We start from the raw sequence: 19,590 nt of genomic DNA, 5'->3' as shown, positions 1-19,590 counted from the left end.
GAAACTAGCGGTACGGGTCAGCGCTTTCAACCCGCCTGTGGCTGCCATGTGACTAGCCCTTGCTCCGGCACGCTTGCCGTCAGACCGACCGCGTCAGCCCGCCGTCGACGCGGATGTTCTGGCCGGTGATGTAGCCCGCCCCTTCCGAGACCAGGAACGCGACCGTTGCGGCGATTTCGTCGCTGCGGCCGTAGCGCTGCATCGGCACGGCGGCGCGACGCTCCTCCGTCGCCGGCAAGCTGTCGATCCAGCCCGGCAGGACGTTGTTCATGCGGATGTTCTCGGCCGCGAAGGTGTCGGTGAAGATCTTGGTGTAGGCGGCAAGCCCCGCCCGGAAGACCGCTGAGGTCGGGAACATCGCCGACGGCTCGAAGGCCCAGGCGGTGGAGATGTTCACGATCGCCCCGGACTTCTGTGCCTGCATGATCGGAGTCACCAGGCGGGTCGCCCGGATGACGTTCATCAGATAGACGTCGAGCCCCTTGTGCCAGTCCTCGTCGGTGATCTCGAGAATCGGCGCGCGGGGGCCATGGCCGGCGCTGTTGACCAGCGCGTCGATGCGACCCCAGCTGTCCATCGCCAGTTCGACCAGCCGCTTCAGGTCGTCGTTCGATTGATTTGAGCCGGTGACGCCGATACCGCCCAGTTCCGCCGCGATGGCCTCGCCCTTGCCCGACGAGGAGAGAATCGCCACCCGGAAGCCCTCGCCGGCGAGACGGCGGGCCGCTGCGGCCCCCATGCCGCTGCCGCCTGCGGTGATAAGGGCCACTTTTTCTGCTGCCATCGTTCCAACCTTCCTTGATTGCCGCCACTCGATCCATGCGCGGGGGGCTCGCTTAATCTCGGGGACATGATATCATGCGCGCCCCGATGGTCGAGGCAATTCGGCTGCAAGTTGACAGTAGAAAAACTATCGCATGATCGAAACTGCCCGCCGCCTTCCCCCGCTCAACGGGCTGCGCGCCTTCGAGGTCGCAGCCCGCCTCGGCAGCTTCCGGCTCGCCGCCGAGGAACTGGGCGTGACGCAGGGCGCTGTGGCCCAGCAGGTGCGCGGGTTGGAGGCGACGCTGGGCATAAAGCTGTTCGAGCGGCGGCCGCGCGCGCTGGAACTCACTGATGCTGGCCGCACGTATGTCACCAACATACGCCGGGCCTTCGAGCTGATCGCCGATGCAACCGCGACGCTTAGGCCCGCACCGCGCCATCTCACCGTCAGCGTCACGCCGACCTTTGCCTCGAAATGGCTGATCCCACGCCTGCCGGCGTTCCTCGCGACGCATCCGGACCTGGAACTGCGGATCCTCGCCAGCGAACGGCTCGCCAATTTTCACGGCGACGGCGTGGACATCGCCGTGCGGCTCGGCCGGCCGCCATTCGGCCCTGGCCTTGCCGCCACCCTGCTGTTCGAGCAGCAAGTGGTGGCCGTCTGCAGCCCGGCCCTGCTGCGCCCCGGAAACCAGGCGCTGCGCCCCGATGACATCGGCCGGTTCACGCTCTTGCACGACACCCACAACCTCTGGCCAGAGTTCATCGAGCGCATCCTCGACCACAAGCCGTCACCCACCTTCAAGCAGGTCCGTTTCAACCAGACCTCCCATGCCATCGAGGCGGCAATCGCCGGCCAGGGCATGGCGCTGGCAAGCAGCATCTTCGTCGAGGAGGACATCGAGGCCGGACGGCTGGTGCGTGCCTTTGACCAGTCGATGGGCGGCGGCTCGGGCTTTTATGTGGTGACGCCGCGCCGGTCGCAGCACGCCGCGGCGACGGACCGGGTTCGTGACTGGCTTCTGCGACAGAAATAGGCATTGCTCCGGTCGTCCCGCGGACGAGGCGGGCGCTCGCGGAACCGTGCTATTCTTCGCTTTTCCACCGGAGGACCTGCGATGGAGCCGCTCACGAACCACGACCTGTCCCGCTTCCGCGACGCGCAAGGCCCGGTCTATTCCCAAGCATTGGCGGAGTTGCGGGCCGGACAGAAGCAAACGCACTGGATGTGGTTCATCTTTCCGCAGATCGAAGGCCTGGGGATGTCGCCGATGTCGCAGCGCTATGCCATCGGCTCGACCGAAGAGGCCCGTGCCTACCTCGCCGATCCCATTCTCGGTCGGCGGCTGCACGAATGCGTGGCGGCGATGCTTTCGGTGAAGGAGAAGTCGGCGCATGCGATCCTCGGGGCGCCGGATGACGCGAAGTTCCGGTCGTCTATGACCCTATTCGCCGCCGCTGCCATCGACCCGTCGCCGTTCGAGCAAGCCCTTCGCCGCTTCTACGACGGCGAGCCGGACCCAAGGACGCTGGCGTTGCTCTCGCAGCGAGAATGAGGCGCCGCGCTCGCCCCAGCACGGCTCGGCGGAGAATTTTGACCAAAAGAAAAATATTTCGCATTTCGCGGCATTGCGCGCACTTTTCTGCGCTCCATATCGGCTCGGATTCTGCAATCAAGCGCCAAACGGTTCAGGATCAGAAACGGAGTACGACATGTCCTGGTTCAAGACGCTCGCCGCCGCCACCATGCTGCAGGCGGCAATGCTCGTTCCCGCCACAGCCGGCGAGAACCTGGAAGCGATCAAATCCTCAGGCACCTTCCGCATCGGCACCGAAGGCACCTACGCCCCCTTCACCTATCACGACGAGAACGGCAAGCTCGTCGGTTTCGACGTCGAGATCGGCGAGGCCGTCGCTGCCAAGCTCGGCGTGACGCCCCAGTTTCTTGAAGGCAAGTGGGACGGCCTGATCGCCGGCCTCGATGGCAATCGCTACGACGCCGTGATCAACCAGGTCGGCATCACCGAGGCACGCAAGCAGAAATACGATTTCTCCGAGCCCTACATCGCCTCGAAGGCGGTGCTGGTCGTGCGCGGCGACGATGACAGCATCAAGGGCTTTGCGGACCTGAACGGCAAGAAGGCGGCCCAGTCGTTGACCAGCAACTTCGGCAAGCTTGCGCTGGAAAACGGCGCCGCACTCGTCGGCACCGACGGCTTCGACCAGTCGATCCAGCTCGTCTTGACCGGTCGGGCCGACGCGACCATCAATGACAGCCTGTCCTTCCTCGACTTCAAGAAGCAGAAGCCGGATGCGAACGTCAGGATCGCGGCCGAGCAGCCAGACGCCGACTATTCCGGTATCATCATGCGCAAGGGCGATCCGGAACTGGTCGAGGCGATCAACAAGGCGCTCGCCGAAATCAAGGCCGACGGCACCTATCAGACGATCGCCGACAAGTACTTCGGTCAGGACGTGTCCAGGTAGGTTTGCATCGACCCCGGGGTCAGGCCCCGGGGTCGCGCCATATCGGAAACCGGCAAGGACGGGAGCATGACGTTGTCATTGCCTCCGCCTGCGGATTCCTGCAGATAGACGGCGTTTCGCGGACGGGCAGCCTGCCGGCCGCAGTCCACAGAGGTCCGCCTTGCCCCACTGGCTTCAACTGATGCTCGATTCGCTTGTCCCGCTGCTGTGGGCGGGGCTGATCTTCACCATTCCCCTGACGCTGCTGTCTTTCGCCCTCGGACTGGCATTGGGCCTGTTCGTCGCGATCGTCCGGCTGTTTGCGCCGGGGCCCTTCGTCGCGATCGCACGCTTCTACGTCTGGATCTTCCGCGGCACCCCGCTGCTGGTACAGCTGTTCGTCATCTTCTACGGCCTGCCGAGCCTCGGAATCCTGCTCGACGCCTTCCCCGCCGCCCTGATCGGCTTCACCCTCAATATCGGCGCCTACACTTCCGAGATCATCCGCGCGGTCATCGCCTCGGTGCCGAGGGGGCAGTGGGAGGCGTCCTACTCGATCGGCATGAGCTGGGGCCACGCGATGCGCCGCACCATCCTGCCGCAGGCCGGACGCACCGCCGTGCCGCCGCTGTCGAACACCTTCATCTCGCTGGTGAAAGACACCTCGCTGGCGGCCGCCATCACCGTGCCAGAGCTGTTCCAGACGGCGCAGCGTATCGTGGCGACCACCTACGAGCCGCTAATCCTCTATATCGAGGCGGCGCTGATCTACCTCGCCATGAGCTCCGTTCTGTCGGCGCTACAGGTGCGGCTGGAAAAGCGCTTCGCCCGCTATGGCGGTTTCCTGGAGGCACGCGCATGATCCGCCTCGAGCACATCGAGAAGCAGTTCGGCGACAATGTCGTGCTGCGCGACGTCAGCGTCGAAATGCCCGAGGGTACGGTGACGGCGCTGGTCGGCCCCTCGGGTGGCGGCAAGAGCACGCTGCTGCGCTGCGTCAACCTCCTGGAAATTCCGACGCGCGGTGTCGTTGGCATCGGCGAGGAAGCGCTGTCGTTTTCGCCCGGCGGCAGGGTCGGCTGGGCCGATGTCCAGCGTCTGCGCCGGCAGACAGGCATGGTATTCCAGAACTTCCAGCTGTTCCCCCACCGAACCGCCCTCGAGAATGTCACGGAAGGTCTCGTGACGGTGCTGAAGTGGCCGAAGGAACGCGCCAGGGCGCGGGCGATGGAACTGCTGGAGAAGGTCGGCATGGCGCACAAGGCCGAGGCCTGGCCGGCGACGCTGTCGGGCGGCCAGCAGCAGCGCGTGGCGATCGCCCGCGCGCTCGCTCCCTCCCCGCGCGTGCTGCTCTGCGACGAACCGACCTCGGCCCTCGACCCGGAACTGGCCGAGGAAGTGGTCGACGTGCTCGGCAGGCTGGCGCGGGAAGGCACGACGATGATGATGGCGACGCACGACCTGCGGCTTGCTTCGCGCGTCGCCGACAAGGTGGTCTTCCTCGACGGCGGCGTGATCGTCGAGAGCGGTCCGCCGGCTAAGATTTTCTCGCGGCCGGAACGCGAGCGTACCAGGCGCTTCATCGCTTCGCTGAACATGACCGCCGACTATGAGATCTGACGGCGTCACGCGCCCGGCAGCGGGACGCAACCAATTTTCCGATCGGGTATTGACGATCCGCAAATCCTGTCCCTAGCTTTAGCAGCGTCGGCGCGCGGTTCTGCGCCGATCGCGGCCCCGGTCCGACGCGTCGGTTCCGGGCCGAAGGGTGATAACCGAAGTAAACTTGAAAGCCAGACAGACATTTCCTTAAGGTCCCACGGAGGCCGAGGCTTCCGGGCGTCCGCGTTTCCGCCACCGGTTTCCCGCACGGACAAGAAGGCGAATGATCAATGCATATCAGTCTCCGCCCCGTTCCCACGTTGTTCGCACTTTCCATTTTGGCCGCGGCGCCGGGCGCTCTCGCCCAGAATGCCGCCCCAACGGTCACCGTCGCCAAGCCGATCGTGCGGGAAGTGACCGACAACGACGAATTTATCGGCCGTTTCCGGGCCGTGGACGAGGTTGCCGTTCGCGCACGCGTTGGCGGCTATCTGGATGAGATCCATTTCAAGGACGGCGCGCTGGTGAAGAAGGGCGACCTGCTCTTCGTCATCGACCAGCGCCCGTTCCAGACCGCATTGAACCAGGCTCTGGCGACGCTCGAAGCGGCGAAATCGTCGCTGACCTTTGCCGAGGCGCAGTTCAGGAGGGCCGAGCCCCTGGTCAGGAGCGGCAGCCAGACCGAGCAGACGCTCGACGACCGGCGCCGCGAGCTCGACTCTACGCAGGCCAATGTCCGCGGCGCCGAGGCCGCGGTCGAGCGCGCCAAACTCGATCTCGAATATACGAGGATCACCGCGCCGATATCCGGCCGCATCGACCGGCGCCTGGTCTCTCCGGGCAGTCTGATCCAGGTCGACCAGACGGTGCTGACGACGATCGTCAGTGTCGATCCGATCGACTTCTATTTCGACGTCGACGAGCGCCGGCTGCTGTCCTATGCCGACCGCGCCCGCTCCGAGGGCACCTTCCTCCAGGAGGGCGGCAGCGGCATCGAGGTCAAGGTCACCATCGCCGACTTCCAGCACTCCTCGTTTGCCGGCAGGCTCGACTTCGCCGAGAACCGGGTTGACGACCAGACCGGCACGATGCGCGTGCGCGCCCGGTTCCCAAATCCAGACTATGTCCTGCAACCGGGGCTGTTCGGCCGCATCGAGATCGGCGGCTCGAAGCCCTATACCGCCATTCTCGTCCCCGACGAGGCGATCGGCTCGGACCAGAACGAACGCGTCGTGTTCGTTCTGGCCGAGGATGGCGAGGTCAGCACAAAGCCGGTCCGGACCGGTCCGCGGCTCTATGGCTACCGCGTCATCCGCGACGGATTGACCGGTGACGAGACGATCGTCGTCAACGGCCTGATGCGCATCCGCCCGGGCATCAAGGTTGCCGCCGAAACGATCCAGTTGCCGCCCGAGCGCGAAGAGACCGCCCCCGACGTCACCAGCCTGGAGTAGATCCGTGCGGTTCGCCCATTTCTTCGTCGACCGGCCGATCTTCGCGTCGGTCCTGTCCATCGTCCTGCTGATCGTCGGCAGCATCGCCTACCTGCAACTGCCGGTCGCGCAGTATCCGGAGATCGCGCCGCCGACCATTGTCGTGCGCACCGCCTATCCCGGCGCGGACGCACAGACGATCGCCGACACGGTGGCAACGCCGATCGAACAGGAGATCAACGGCGTCGAGGACATGTTGTATATGTCCTCCTATTCGACCGCCGACGGCTCGATGGCGCTGACCATTACCTTCAAGCTCGGCACCGACCTCGACAAGGCGCAGGTGCTGGTGCAGAACCGGGTGGCGATCGCCGAGCCGCGCCTGCCCGAGGAGGTGCGCCGCATCGGCATTACCACGGCAAAGAGCTCGCCCGACCTGATGATGGTCGTGCACCTGCTGTCGCCGAACGACCGCTACGACCAGCTCTACATCTCCAACTACGCCAAGACCCGCATCCGCGACCGGCTGGTGCGCCTCGACGGCGTCGGGGACGTGATCCTGTTCGGCGAGCGCGAGTATTCGCTGCGCATCTGGCTCGATCCGGACAAACTCGGCGCCTATGGCATGACGGCGGCGGATGTGGTGCAGGCGCTGCGCGAGCAGAACGTGCAGGTCTCGGGTGGCTCGATCGGCGGGCCGCCGACCACCGGCGTCAACGCCTTCCAATACACGGTGACGACACAGGGGCGGTTCTCGGACGCGCGCCAGTTCCGCTATGTCATCGTCAAGTCGACCGATTCCGGCCGCCTCGTCCAGTTGCAGGACGTCGCGCGCATCGAACTCGGCGCGAAGGACTACGTCTCGAACAGCTATCTTGACGGCAAGCCGGCGGTGGCAATCGGCATCTTCTCCCGCCCCGGTACCAATGCGCTCGCCGCCGCCGACGACATCGGCAAGGTGATGGACGACGTCTCGCCGAACTTCCCGCCGGGGCTGGAGTACCGCATCGTCTACAATCCGACCGAGTTCATCTCCGAGTCGATCAACGAGGTCTACAAGACGATCATCGAGGCGGCGGTGCTGGTGGCGATCGTCGTCCTCGTCTTCCTGCAGTCGTGGCGCACGGCATTGATCCCGATCATCGCGATACCGGTTTCGCTGATCGGCACCTTCGCCTTCCTGCTCGCCTTTGGCTTCTCCCTGAACATGCTGACATTGTTCGGCCTGGTGCTGGCCATCGGCATCGTCGTCGATGACGCGATCGTCGTGGTGGAGAACGTGGAGCGCAACCTTGCGCTCGGCATGACGCCGAAGGAAGCGGCGCATGTGACGATGGACGAGGTCGGAACCGCGGTCATCGCGATCTCGCTGGTGCTGATCGCGGTCTTCGTGCCGACCGCCTTCATCCCCGGAATCTCCGGCCAGTTCTACCAGCAGTTCGCCGTGACGATCGCGGTGGCGACCGCCATCTCGGCGCTCAACTCGCTGACGCTGTCGCCGGCACTGGCCGGCATCCTGCTGCGGCCGCACTCCCAGGAGAAGCACAGTCGCAGCCCCCTGACGCGCTTTGCACGGCGACTGGCAGACGGCTTCAACCATGGCTTCGACCGGCTCAGCGAGGGCTATTCCTGGGTCGTGCAGAAGCTGGTGCAGACCAAGACCGCGATCGCCGCCAGCCTGTTGGTGTTCGCCGCCCTGCTCGGGGCCACCTGGTACATGGGCCAGATCGTGCCGCAAGGCTTCATTCCGCAGATGGACCAGGGCTACGCGATCGTGGTGGTGCAGTTGCCCGATGGCGCCTCGCTTGCCCGAACCGACGCCGTCATCCAGCGCGCGTCGGCGATCATCAAGGACACGCCCGGCGTCAAGAGCGCGGTGGCATTCGCCGGGTTCTCTGGCGCCACCTTCACCAATGCCTCCAATGCCGGCGTCGTCTTCGCCAGCTTCGAGAGCTTCGAGGAGCGGCTGAAGCACGGGCAGAGCGCCGGCCAGATTATCGGTCAGCTCTACGGCAGCCTCCAGGGCATTCAGGAGGCCTTCATCATCGCCATTCCCCCGCCGTCCGTGCGCGGTGTCGGCAATTCCGGAGGCTTCAAGATCCAGCTCGTCGATCAGGAGAGCTCGGACATGCGCCGGGTGCTGGCCCTCGCCTACCAGATGATGGCGACGGCCAACCAGACCGAGGGGCTGACCGGCGTGTTCACGACGTTCTCGGCCAACAGCCCGCAGTACTTCCTGCAGATCGACCGAGACAAGGCGCGGGCACTGAACGTGCCGATCCCGAACATCTTCGAGACGTTGTCGATCAACCTCGGCACCTCCTACGTCAACGATTTCAACGCCTATGGCCGTGTCTACCAGGTGCGGGCGCAGGCAGACCAGCAATACCGCCTCGACCAGCAGGACATCCTGGCCCTGAAGGTGCGCTCGGCCACCGGGGCCCTGGTGCCGCTCGGAACGCTGGTGGAAATCCACGACACCAGCGGCCCCACGCTCGTCCAGCGCTACAACATGTTTGTCTCGGTGCCGGTCCAGGGCAACGCGGCGCCGGGGGTCTCGACCGGAACGGCGCTCGACAGGATGGAGGAGCTGGCGGCGCAGACGCTGCCGGCGGGCACCTCGTTCGAGTGGACGGAACTGGCGTTCCAGGAGCGGGCGACGGGCAACACCGCGGTGTTCATCTTCACGCTCTCGGTGATCTTCGTCTTCCTCGCGCTCGCCGCGCAGTACGAGAGCTGGGTTCTGCCGCTGGCGATCATCCTGATCGTGCCGCTGGCGGTGCTGGCGGCGCTGATCGGCGTCCATCTACGGGGGATGGACAACAACATCCTTACGCAGATCGGTCTGATCGTTCTGATCGGCCTTGCGGCCAAGAACGCGATCCTCATTGTCGAGTTCGGCCGGCAGGCCCAGCGCGCCGGCAAGACCGCCGTCGAAGCTGCGGTCGAGGCGACGCGCCTGCGCCTGCGCCCGATCCTGATGACGGCATTTGCCTTCATCTTCGGCGTCGTGCCGCTGATGATCGCGACCGGACCCGGCGCCGAAATGCGCCAGTCCCTCGGCACCGCCGTGTTCTCGGGCATGTTGGGCGTGACCTTCTTCGGTCTGTTCCTGACACCGGTGTTCTTCGTCGCCCTGCGTTCGGGCGGCCGCCACCGTGCCGAAGCCATGGCCGAGCGGCGCAAGGATGCAGCACTCGAAGCGGCGGACCTTTGAGACGGGTTCGCGGCCAGGGCCCAACCTAACGGCCGTCGCGAAAGCCTGCCGGGAGACCCGAGCGCGGTCGCCGGATGAACAGCTGGCCTCATCTCGGCCTGCCCGCGCCGGGCGGCAGGGCGAGCCTGACGGTGGGTCTGGTCGTCGTCATTTGCCACGCCGCCGGACCTCAGGCATGCTCGCCCTACTACGGCGATTCGAACGGCGATGCGAGGGGACAACGGCATGGCGGACACGATGGGATGGGCTGGCTTGGCACTTGGAATCCTCGGGCTTCAGGCGGGGGGCGCTTGGGCACAGGAATCCAGCGAGGACCTGGCCAAGAAGCTCTCCAATCCGGTCGCGTCGATGATCAGCGTGCCGTTCCAGTTCAACTACGATCACGGCTTTGGCCCCGAGGACGGGCATCGGGAAACCCTGAACATCCAGCCCGTCATACCGATCCCGTTGAACGATGACTGGAACGTGATCTCGCGGACGATCCTGCCGGTGATCTGGCAAGATGACATCGCCGGTCCGTCCGGCAGCCAGTTCGGCCTTGGTGACATCACCCAAAGCCTGTTCCTGTCGCCGAAGCAACCGGGGCCGAGCGGCCTCATCTGGGGCATCGGCCCCGCCTTCCTGATCCCGACAGCGACGGACGAGCTTACCGGCAGCGGCAAGTGGGGCGCCGGCCCCACCGGCGTGGCGCTCAAGCAGGAGGGCCCCTGGACCTACGGCATGCTCGCCAACCATATCTGGTCCTTTGCCGGTGAGGACGACCGCCCGGACGTGAACTCGACCTTCCTGCAGCCGTTCCTGTCCTATACCACCCCGGACGCCTGGACATTCACGCTCAACACGGAATCGACCTACGACTGGGAAGGCGACCAATGGTCCGTGCCGCTCAATTTCATGGTGGCCAAGCTAGTGAAGTTCGACAAGCAGCCGGTCAACTTCCAGGCCGGCCTGCGGTACTGGGCGACCGCGCCGGACAGTGGCCCCGAGGGCCTCGGACTCCGCTTTGCCGTCACCTTTCTGTTTCCGAAGTGAGATACCCGGTCCGGCGCGGGCGTGATCTGCGAGCCGCATGGCCCTGCCGCCGGTCCTGCTGTAGCATAGGGCGATTGCGCCGCGCCTCGCGCCGGGCAGGGACAGGCATGACAAACTGATTGGGCATGCACCCTTGCGATGAGCATCCTTGACCCTTGCGAGAGCATGCACACGGCCGGAAAGTGCGGATGGAGCGACACCTTGCCGCCGTCATGATCGCCGACGTCGCTGGCTACAGCCGCCTGAGTCAGATCGACGAGGAGGGAACGCGTCTGCGGTTCAAGCAGGACCTGTCAGAGGTATTTCAGCCCTCCTTCGCGATCCATCACGGCCGGCTGGTGAAGACGATGGGCGACGGCTTGCTGGTGGAGTTCCGCAGCGTCGTCGACGCGTTGCGCTGTGCGATCGAGGTGCAGCGGGCCAAGCGCGAGCGCGACGGCGCGGTCCCGCCGGATCGCCGCCTGCAGTTCCGCATCGGCATCAACCTTGGCGACGTGATCGAGGAAGGCGACGACATCCACGGTGCCGGCGTTAATATCGCCGATCGGCTCCAGGCGCTGGCGGAGCCCGGCGGCATCGCCATTTCCGCGAGCGCATACGAACAGGTGAGAGGCCGGCTCTCCGCGGGCTTCGTCGATCTCGGGCCGCAGTGGGTCAAGAACATCGACGAGCCGGTGCGAGTCTATCTGGTGCACGCCGATGGTTCGGCCGCGGGCCGAGCACCGCAAGCAATAAGGCGCCGGCGCCGGCGCCGGGCGCTTGCGGCGGGTGCCGTCGCACTGCTCCCGACCCTGGTCGGCGGTCTGGTGTGGTGGCAGCCCTGGACCCCGTTCCTTTCCCCATCGCGGGTCGTCTACCCGATACCCGACAAGCCGTCGGTGGCGGTCCTGCCGTTCATCAACGTCACCGGCGACAAGGACCAGGACCATCTGGCACAGGGCCTGACCGACGACCTCATAACCGAACTGTCCAAGGTCTCCGGCCTGTTCGTCATCGCCCGTCACTCGGTCTTTGCGCTCGACAATGCCGCCCGCAATTTCCAGGACGTGGCCAGCGAACTGGGCGTGCGCTATCTCTTGGAAGGCACCTTGCAGCGCGCCGGCGTCCAACTCCGCATCAACGTCAAGCTGATCGACGCGACGTCCGGCCTGTCGCTATGGGCGGAACGCTACGACCGGCAGTTCACCGACCTGTTCGCGGTGCAGGACGACGTAATCGGCAAGATCACCACGGCGCTGGAGATCAGCCTCAGCGAGGGTGAGCGGGAACGTCTGACCCGCATCCCGACCGAGAACCTCGAGGCTTACGACAACTATATGCGCGCCGAGCGGATCGGCGTCGCCTTCAACGACCACAGGAGCTACCGCGAGGCGCTGTCCTTCTACCAGAAGGCGATCGACCTCGACCCAAACTTCGCCGATGCCCACGCGGGAATCGCGCGCGCTGCGGTCGATATCTGGCGCAACGACTACAACTACGTCTGGTCGGCGGCCGTGGCCCGCAAGATCGCCTACGACGCGGCCGGCCAAGCGCTCAGGCTTGATCCCGGCAATGCCCGTGCGCAAACGGTGCTCGCCTTGCTCCAACTGGTCGATGGCCATGGCCGGGAAGCGCTGGACTCGGCCGAGCGGGCCGTCGCCGCGCAGCCGAACGACCCGGAGGCCTTCGCCAACCTGGCCCTGGTGCTGGCCCATACCGGCAACCGCGAAAAGGCGATCGCGGACCTCGACCGTGCGCTCAGGCTCGATCCGTCGCCCTCAGAGAACTTCCGTCTGCTGACGGGCATCGTCCTCTATGCGGCGCGCAATCATGATCGCGCCATTTCGCTGATCGAGCCGGCAGCCAATGCACTGCCCTCCTCCGAGCATGCCCGGGAATTTCTGGCGGCAGCCTATGCTGCGGAGGGGGACGAAAAGGCTGCGGGCGAACAGGTCGAGGCCTTGCGGTCACTCTTCCCCGAGGCCAACATCACCTACTACGGCTATCTCTACGACTACTGGCGCCCCGAGGACATCGAATACCATCTCGACAATCTGCGCGCCGCCGGCGTGCCGCAATGGCCCTTTGGATTCGAGGGCCGGCCGCAGGACCGGCTTGACGCGGTGCAATTGAAAGCAATCATCGAGGACAGGACCTGGCAGGGCCGGCACCGGAACGGGACCGAGTTCATGCAGTTTTTCGACGCGGCCGGCAACACCGCCTATCGTAGCGCCAATACCAGCATTACGGGGGCGGTGAAGGTGGAGGACGACGGCAGGCTTTGCGAACAGTTTTCCGGCTACTTTCTCGACCGCATGGTGTGCGGCCACGTCTTTCGCAACGTCGCCGGGGACCCCGAACCGGGCATGGACTATGTCCACATCACGCCGCAGGCGATGAAGTATTTCTCGTTGGCGCAGTGAGCCCCCGGCCGAGCCCGTCGGCCGGGCCGGGCAGAGGGCGTCATCGTCAGCGTGCGGCTTGCTGCCAGTCCTTGCCCGCCTTTTCCGCGTCAAGCATGTTCTGGACCTCGGTCCAATGCTTCTGCGAATCGGGAAGCTTGGTGGGGATCTTCTCGAAACCGTCCGCCGCGCCTGGATCGTAGGACAGATAGAGCTTGCCATCGATGATGCGCCAGGCCTTCGGGTCGATGTTGGTCGTGACCGTGCCGAAGGAAACGCCGTCGGCGCAGTAGCCGCCATATTGCGGAGCGTACTTCGCCGGCTCCTTCATGAAGACGTCACGGTTTTCCGGGCTGGCAAACTGCCAGGTCGCGCCCAGCCAGCGGTAGGAGAGCGCAGGTTTGCCCGGCACCGCGTCGTTCTGGGTGAAGTAGGCGACCGGGTCGTAGCCCTTGATCGCCACATCGCCGAAGTAACCGGTATTGACCTCGCTCGGCCCCTCGCCAAGGGCTGGACCCGCGAAGAGCACGACACCTGCCGCGATGCCGATGGCGGCACTGCCGATCCACTTTTCGTACATGCATTGCCTCCGTCGTTCGGCGAACGCGCGGTCATTGCCGCTTGGTGCACTCGCCATAGAGCCACTCGCCCACCAGATCCGCCTTCTGGCAGGTCGCGCCGGCCTTCATGAGAAGGTCGGCTGCCTCCCAGTATGAGCGCCAGCCGGCCTGGGTAAGCGGCGTGTAGCCGTTGCGCTCCTTTGCCTCGATGTCGGCCTTCTGGCCGATGAGGAAGGCCACGATTTCCGCGTGTCCCTCCTCGGCCGCCGCATGCAGCGGCGACATGTGATAGAAATTCTCGACGTCGTTGACGTTGGCACCGCGCGCGACCAGCAGTTCCACCACCGCAAGATCGCCGCCGTAGGCGGCCGCGTGAACTGCCGTCAACCCTCCCTTGTTGCGGACCCCTATGTCAGCCCCCTTGTCGAGCAGGAGCTTCACCACGTCTAGCTTTCCGGCAAGGGCTGCGATCAGAAGCGGCGGTTCGCCGGAAGCATCCGGCTCGGCAATCGCCGTGCCCTGGTCGAGCAACTGCGTGACGAGCACGACGTCTCCGTCTCTTGCCGCATCGTGCAAGGGGCCTGCATCGGCATTGGCCGCTCCCATCAATAGAGCGGCAAGCGAAAGGACAGTGGGTTTCACCGCGCAACCTCCGGCTCAGCGTCAGTCTCGTTTATGCGGTGACGCTTATATACCATGTGTCAACAACGCCGAGCAAGTTGCTGCCTCGGCAAGATGTACGCTCGGGCGTGCCTACATGTAGCAACACCGCGACCGCTATCTTTCCGTGCGCATTTGTCGGATACTGGTAAGGTTCAACCATGCCGCGACGTCGATTGCCGTGGCCAAGCGGATAATCCGGACTGAAGCGGAATGACCCGGTTTGCACCGGAGCGGAGGGCTGAAGTTCATGCGTTTTTTCATGTTTTCGCAATTTGCGCGGTCCAGCGCCGCCATCGGCCTCTTGCTGGCAGCGGCCGCGAGCGCCCCCTGGGCCGCACCGGCCCTGGCGCAGCAGCAACAGCAGGCGGCGACTGCACCCGACACCGCCGGTTCCAGGTCCGACGCCCAACCCGACCTTCTGACCAAGGAAGAACTCGAGGTGCTGGTCGCGCGCATCGCGCTCTATCCGGATGAACTCGTGGCACTGGTCTCCTCGGCCTCGCTGTTTCCGCTCCAGATCGTGGAAGCGGAACGTTTCCTCGAACAGAAGGCGAAGGACAAGGAACTGCAGCCGAAGGACGACTGGGACGACAGCGTGATCTCGCTGCTGAATTACCCCGAGATCGTCAAGATGATGAGCGAGGACCTCGACTGGACCCAGGCGCTTGGCAGCGCGCTGTCCTACCAGCAGAAGGACGTGCTGCTGGCAATCCAGGACCTGCGCGACAAGGCGGTCGAAGACGGCGTCATCAAGACCGACGACAAGGTCAAGGTGGTGAACGAGGGCAGCAATGTCGTCATCCAGGCGGCCAATCCGGAGACGATCTACGTCCCCAAATACGAGCCGCAGATGCTCTACGATCCCGGCTATCCGCCCGAGCCGATCACCTACTACGCCGATCCCTATCCGAACTACTACTACCCATCTGCACCGTACTTTGCAGCCGCCATCACCGGGGCTGCGATATGGGCGGCGGCCGTCGACTGGGACGACTGGGGCGTCTGGGGCGGACGCTGGGACGGCGATGTCGACATCGATTGCGACAAGTGCTTCAACGACATCAACATCGACCGCGACAAGTTCAAGATGGGTGACGTCGACTGGAAGAACATCGACCGGTCCAAGATCAACTTCGACAGGAACCAGCTGGCCAACATCGACCGCGGCAAGCTCAAGAACGAGTTCAAGGGAAATCGCGACAACAATCTCGCCAACAGGGCCAAGGACATCCGCAAGAGCGGTGGCGACAGGCTTGCCAACCGGTCGAACGCCAAGGTCTCGGTCGACGACGTCCGCAAGAGCAAGGTCGACGCCCAGCGGGCGCGCGAGCGTGCGGGCAACGTACAGCGATCCGGCGATCGCGCCGCGGCCCGGGCCGGCAGCGCCAATGTCGGCAAGAAGGCCACGAATGCCCGGCCGAAGAATGTCAGCCGCAAGGCGAACAAGCCAAAGCCGGGCGGGCAGGCAAGCAAGCGATCAAGCAAGAAGTCGGCACTGGGGAATGTCAGCAGCAAGCGCAACACCCAGATTTCCTCGAAGCGGGGCCGGCAGTCGATGAGCGGTGGCGGTAAGCGCAGGCCGCAAGCAAGCCGTGGTGGCGGCCGTGGCGGCGGCCATGCAAGGCCGAGGCGCGGTGGCGGCGGACGCCGTCGTTGAGTTCTGGCGATCAGGAGGCAAAAATGGTGAAGATTGCTCGTGACAGGATCGCACGCTCGACCACAGGCGCGATCGTCCTTTGTGGCCTGGTGTTCGCCGCGGCGCCCGTAACCGCGCAGGAGGACGACGCACATTTTGACGCTTTCATTTCCGCGGAAGCCCCGCCGGAGTTCGACACCCCCGAGCAGGCTGTCGACGCCTTCAAGGAGGCCGTCAACAGCAACGATTTCGACGGGCTTGCACGGCTTCTGGGGCTCGACGCGGCCATGGCAAGGGCAAGCGACGGAGCGATGGATACCTTTGCCGACATCCAGGCCGGCGTGAAGGAGAAGGTGGTTGTCGAGGACGAGGACGGCGAAAAGGTGCTCGAGATCGGCAAGATCAACTGGCCGCTGCCATTTCCGCTGGTAGAGGAAAAGGGCAAGTGGGCCTTCGACACGCACACCGGCCTCGAGGTCATCGCCGAGCGTCACGTCGGGGCGAATGAACTGTCGACGATCGACACGATGAAGGCCTATGTCGAGGCGCAGGAGGACTACGCCTCCCGGGACCGCGACGGCGATGGCGTACTGGAATACGCCCAGAAGCTGATCAGCAGCGAGGGCCAGCACGACGGCCTCTACTGGCCGACCGAGCAAGGTGACGGCGAGGAGAGCCCCGCCGGGCCGGATCTTGTCGATGCCCAGGCGCTGGAAAGGGCAAAGGCGGGTCTGGGGTACCACGGCTATCGCTACCGCATCCTCACCGCCCAGGGCGACAACATCGCCGGTGGCAAGCATGACTATGTCATCAACGGCAACATGATCGCCGGACACGGCCTGGTCGCATGGCCAGTGCTCTACGGCATTACCGGCGTCAAGACTTTTGTCGTCAACAAGAACGGCATCCTCTACGAGGCCGACCTCGGCGAGAATACCGCGGAGATCGCCCCGAAGATGCGCACGTTCAACCCGAATGACGAGTGGGACGTCGTGCAGGAGTAGCTGCGGGCCGCTCGCCGGCCATTCCTTCCTGCCTGCGGCTGGATCAGGGCGCGCGGTCGGCCTGGTCCACCATTTCGCCCCGTCCGCTCCGGGCGGACAGGAGCAGGGCGTCGATCAGCCGGTGCACTTTCAACGCCTCCCGCCCGCTTACCGTTGGCGTGCGCCCGTTTCTTACCGCGCCGATGAAGTCGACAAGCACCGCGCGGTGATGGTCGTGCGGGAACGCCATCGGATCCGACCCTGCTCCGCCGCCTGGCCCCGTGTCCTCGCTTCGCACTTCGCTGCCGTCGTGGAACTGGGCGACCAGCGTGTGGCCGGCGATGCGCGCAGTCCCCTTCGTGCCGATCAACTCGACCACGTCGGCAAGACCGGGATAGGCGCAGGTCGTGGCGCCGAGCGTGCCGAGCGCACCATTGCCGAAGCGGAGCGCGCCGGCGACCAGATCCTCCGTCTCCATGCGGTGAACCGGCGTCGTCGCCGCATAGGCGAACACCTCGGCTGGCGAGCCCGCCAGCGAGATCAGCAGGTCGAGCGTATGGATGCCCTGAGTCAGAAGCACGCCGCCGCCGTCGCGCGCCCTGGTACCGCGGCCGGGCTGGTCGTAATAGCTCTGCGGACGCCAATTCGAAAGTTGCGCCGAAGCGCCGACAAGCGCGCCAAGGCGTCCCTGCGCCACCATCTCGCGCAGCGCCACACTCACGGGCCGGAAGCGATGTTGCAGCACCACGCCGAGCGTGACCCCGGCGGCTTCGGCCGTCTCCACCATTTCGAGAGCACGCGTGGCGCTGATCTCGAGCGGCTTTTCCAGCAGCACGTGCTTGCCGGCACGGGCCGCACGGCTGACGATCTCCAGATGGGTCGACGGCGGCGTCAGCACGAGGATCGCCTCGATCGAGGCGTCCGCCAGCACGGCTTCCAGGCTGTCAGCCGCCGGCATGGACCAGCGCTCGGCAAATGCCCGGCGTCGTTCCGGCGACGGGCTGAAGACCGCGGCGACCTCCACCTGTTGGGAGAGATCGAGGAGGCTGCGCGCGTGTGGGGTCGAGGCCATGCCAAGCCCGACGACAGCGAGACGCACCTTCTTCATCACGCGACCCTTCCGTTCGCGGTGGCGGCGATCGGTTCCGCCAGGGCTGACGATCTCGTCCCGCGCGGCCCAGCATTCGGCGCCCGTTCGAGCGCGGGTTGTCCCGCCCGGTTCCGCATTGCCTCCAGCCCCGCCAGACACAGCCGTTTGTCGACCACCATGCGCCCCTCCTCCTTTGGCCCGTATGCGATGGCTACACCAGCCGGAAGGGGCTCGCAAGTTAGTCATCATACAACTAAACATTTTTTGTATGTTGACATGATCTCATATCGTCTTTAGCCATGTTTCCGCCGGGAGGAGCGGCGACACGATGAACACACTTATCGACCGCGACGTCCTGTTTTCGCCCGAGCCGAGGCAGCGCTCGATTGCCCGGGCGCTGTACGACACGATTGCGACCCTGCCGATTGTCAGTCCGCACGGCCATACCGATCCGCGCTGGTATGCGCTCGACGAGCCCTTTCCCGACCCGGCGCAGCTCCTGATCGTACCGGATCACTATATTTTTCGCATGCTGTTCAGCCAGGGCGTGGATCTGGAGCGCCTTGGAGTCACCCCGATCGACGGGTCAGCGGCCGAGTTGGACGGTCGGACGATCTGGCGCCTTTTCGCAGAGAACTACCGGCTCTTCCGCGGCACACCAACGCGGCTGTGGATGGACTACGTGCTATCCGCCGTGTTCGGCATCGAGGATCGGCTCGACGTACATACCGCCGACAAGATCTACGATCGGATCGCCGAACAGCTGGTACGCCCGGAATTTCGCCCGCGCGCCCTGTACGAGCGTTTCAACATCGAGGTTATCGCCACCACCGAAGGCGCGCTCGATGAGCTCTCCTGGCACCGGAAGATCCGCGAAAGCGGCTGGAAGGGCCGCGTCGTTACCGCCTACCGGCCGGACGGCGTCGTCGACCCCGACTTCGAGGGGTTTTCCGACAATCTCGACCGGCTCGGCGAAATGACGGGTGAAGACACCGGCACGTGGAGCGGCTATCTCGCCGCCCACCGCAAGCGCCGGGCGTATTTCAAGAGCTTCGGCGCCACGTCCTCCGACCATGGCCACCGCACCGCGACCACGGCGAACCTGGGCGTGGACGAGGCCGCCGCCCTGTTCCAGCGGGTGCGGATCGGCAAGGCCGATGCGGCCGAGCGCGAGACCTTCCGCGGCCAGATGCTGACCGAGATGGCGAAGATGAGCCTCGACGACGGTCTGGTGCTGCAGATCCATCCCGGCTCCTGGCGCAACCATTCACCCGGGATCATGGCACGCTTCGGCCGCGACAAGGGCTTCGATATTCCGACGCGGACGGACTACGTCGCCGCACTGAAACCGCTTCTCGACGCGGTCGGGCTGGAGCGCAATCTCTCGATCATTCTCTTCACCCTCGACGAAAGCAGCTATTCCCGCGAGCTGGCGCCGCTGGCCGGCGCCTATCCGGCACTCAAGCTCGGACCGGCCTGGTGGTTCCACGACAGTCCGGAGGGCATGCGCCGCTTTCGCGAGCTGACCACCGAGACCGCCGGCTTCTACAACACGGTCGGCTTCAACGACGACACGCGCGCCTTTCCGTCGATCCCGGCCCGCCACGACATCGCGCGCCGGGTCGACTGCGCCTTTCTGGCCCGGCTCGTCGCCGAACACCGGCTGACCGAGACCGAGGCCTTCGAGCTTGCACGGGAACTGGCCTACACGCTCGCGAAGGAGGCCTATCGACTTTAGCAAGGGGGGCGAGGAGCCCTTAAA

Annotated in this window: 16 protein-coding genes; 12 read left to right on the top strand and 4 right to left on the bottom strand. The window is 65.1% G+C overall.

Going from position 1 to position 19,590, the window contains the following annotated elements; genetic code table 11:
• Positions 1-79: 79 nt before the first annotated feature.
• Positions 80-784 carry an SDR family oxidoreductase gene (locus ACXAGF_RS20660; protein WP_475019421.1) on the bottom strand — a complete coding sequence of 235 codons (705 nt, stop codon included), beginning with the start codon at positions 782-784 and terminating at the stop codon, positions 80-82.
• Positions 785-917: 133 nt separating this feature from the next.
• On the opposite strand from ACXAGF_RS20660, the gene gcvA reads away from it, so the two are divergent.
• From gcvA to ACXAGF_RS20615, 9 genes are all read left to right on the top strand, one after another.
• Complete coding sequence (gene gcvA, locus ACXAGF_RS20655; RefSeq protein WP_475019420.1) at positions 918-1,802, top strand: transcriptional regulator GcvA; 885 nt, start codon at positions 918-920, stop codon at positions 1,800-1,802.
• An 81-nt stretch (positions 1,803-1,883) separates the two neighbouring features.
• A complete protein-coding gene (locus ACXAGF_RS20650; protein WP_475019419.1) occupies positions 1,884-2,321 on the top strand; it encodes a DUF1810 domain-containing protein in 438 nt (145 codons plus the stop codon).
• Between the two features lie 157 nt (positions 2,322-2,478).
• Positions 2,479-3,252, top strand: a complete 774-nt coding sequence (locus ACXAGF_RS20645) for an amino acid ABC transporter substrate-binding protein (RefSeq protein ID WP_475019418.1) — start codon at positions 2,479-2,481, stop codon at positions 3,250-3,252.
• A 160-nt stretch (positions 3,253-3,412) separates the two neighbouring features.
• On the top strand, positions 3,413-4,093 hold the full coding sequence (locus tag ACXAGF_RS20640) for an ABC transporter permease subunit (RefSeq protein ID WP_475019417.1): 681 nt from the start codon (positions 3,413-3,415) through the stop codon (positions 4,091-4,093).
• On the top strand, positions 4,090-4,851 hold the full coding sequence (locus ACXAGF_RS20635) for an amino acid ABC transporter ATP-binding protein (RefSeq protein ID WP_475019416.1): 762 nt from the start codon (positions 4,090-4,092) through the stop codon (positions 4,849-4,851). Before ACXAGF_RS20640 ends, ACXAGF_RS20635 begins: the two co-directional genes overlap by 4 nt.
• A gap of 272 nt (positions 4,852-5,123) precedes the next feature.
• Complete coding sequence (locus ACXAGF_RS20630; RefSeq protein ID WP_475019415.1) at positions 5,124-6,287, top strand: efflux RND transporter periplasmic adaptor subunit; 1,164 nt, start codon at positions 5,124-5,126, stop codon at positions 6,285-6,287.
• 4 nt (positions 6,288-6,291) lie between these two features.
• Positions 6,292-9,483 carry an efflux RND transporter permease subunit gene (locus tag ACXAGF_RS20625; RefSeq protein WP_475019414.1) on the top strand — a complete coding sequence of 1,064 codons (3,192 nt, stop codon included), beginning with the start codon at positions 6,292-6,294 and terminating at the stop codon, positions 9,481-9,483.
• Between the two features lie 237 nt (positions 9,484-9,720).
• Entirely contained in the window at positions 9,721-10,515 is a 795-nt protein-coding gene (locus ACXAGF_RS20620) for a transporter family protein (protein ID WP_475019734.1), read from the top strand.
• A 188-nt stretch (positions 10,516-10,703) separates the two neighbouring features.
• The gene (locus tag ACXAGF_RS20615) at positions 10,704-12,917 is read left to right on the top strand and encodes an adenylate/guanylate cyclase domain-containing protein (protein WP_475019413.1); all 2,214 of its coding nucleotides are present in this window, start codon (positions 10,704-10,706) and stop codon (positions 12,915-12,917) included.
• A gap of 46 nt (positions 12,918-12,963) precedes the next feature.
• Here ACXAGF_RS20615 and ACXAGF_RS20610 read toward each other — a convergent pair whose 3' ends face one another.
• Positions 12,964-13,476: a YHS domain-containing (seleno)protein gene (locus ACXAGF_RS20610; RefSeq protein WP_475019412.1), complete on the bottom strand. Its 513-nt coding sequence runs from the start codon at positions 13,474-13,476 to the stop codon at positions 12,964-12,966.
• Between the two features lie 31 nt (positions 13,477-13,507).
• Positions 13,508-14,062, bottom strand: coding sequence for an ankyrin repeat domain-containing protein (locus ACXAGF_RS20605; RefSeq protein ID WP_475019733.1), 555 nt, complete (start codon positions 14,060-14,062; stop codon positions 13,508-13,510).
• 316 nt (positions 14,063-14,378) lie between these two features.
• On the opposite strand from ACXAGF_RS20605, the gene ACXAGF_RS20600 reads away from it, so the two are divergent.
• Both ACXAGF_RS20600 and ACXAGF_RS20595 read left to right on the top strand, forming a co-directional pair.
• The gene (locus ACXAGF_RS20600) at positions 14,379-15,776 is read left to right on the top strand and encodes a DUF3300 domain-containing protein (RefSeq protein WP_475019411.1); all 1,398 of its coding nucleotides are present in this window, start codon (positions 14,379-14,381) and stop codon (positions 15,774-15,776) included.
• Positions 15,777-15,799: 23 nt separating this feature from the next.
• Positions 15,800-16,759, top strand: a complete 960-nt coding sequence (locus ACXAGF_RS20595; protein ID WP_475019410.1) for a DUF2950 domain-containing protein — start codon at positions 15,800-15,802, stop codon at positions 16,757-16,759.
• A 43-nt stretch (positions 16,760-16,802) separates the two neighbouring features.
• Here the strand turns inward: ACXAGF_RS20595 and ACXAGF_RS20590 are convergent, their stop codons facing one another.
• A complete protein-coding gene (locus ACXAGF_RS20590; protein ID WP_475019409.1) occupies positions 16,803-17,846 on the bottom strand; it encodes a Gfo/Idh/MocA family protein in 1,044 nt (347 codons plus the stop codon).
• Between the two features lie 310 nt (positions 17,847-18,156).
• Here ACXAGF_RS20590 and uxaC point away from each other — a divergent pair, with 310 nt between their 5' ends.
• Complete coding sequence (gene uxaC / locus ACXAGF_RS20585) at positions 18,157-19,566, top strand: glucuronate isomerase (protein WP_475019408.1); 1,410 nt, start codon at positions 18,157-18,159, stop codon at positions 19,564-19,566.
• Positions 19,567-19,590: the final 24 nt, after the last annotated feature.

This window comes from Mycoplana sp. ABR4_002 (assembly GCF_056159645.1).
This window is presented reverse-complemented; position numbering and strand designations above follow the sequence as displayed.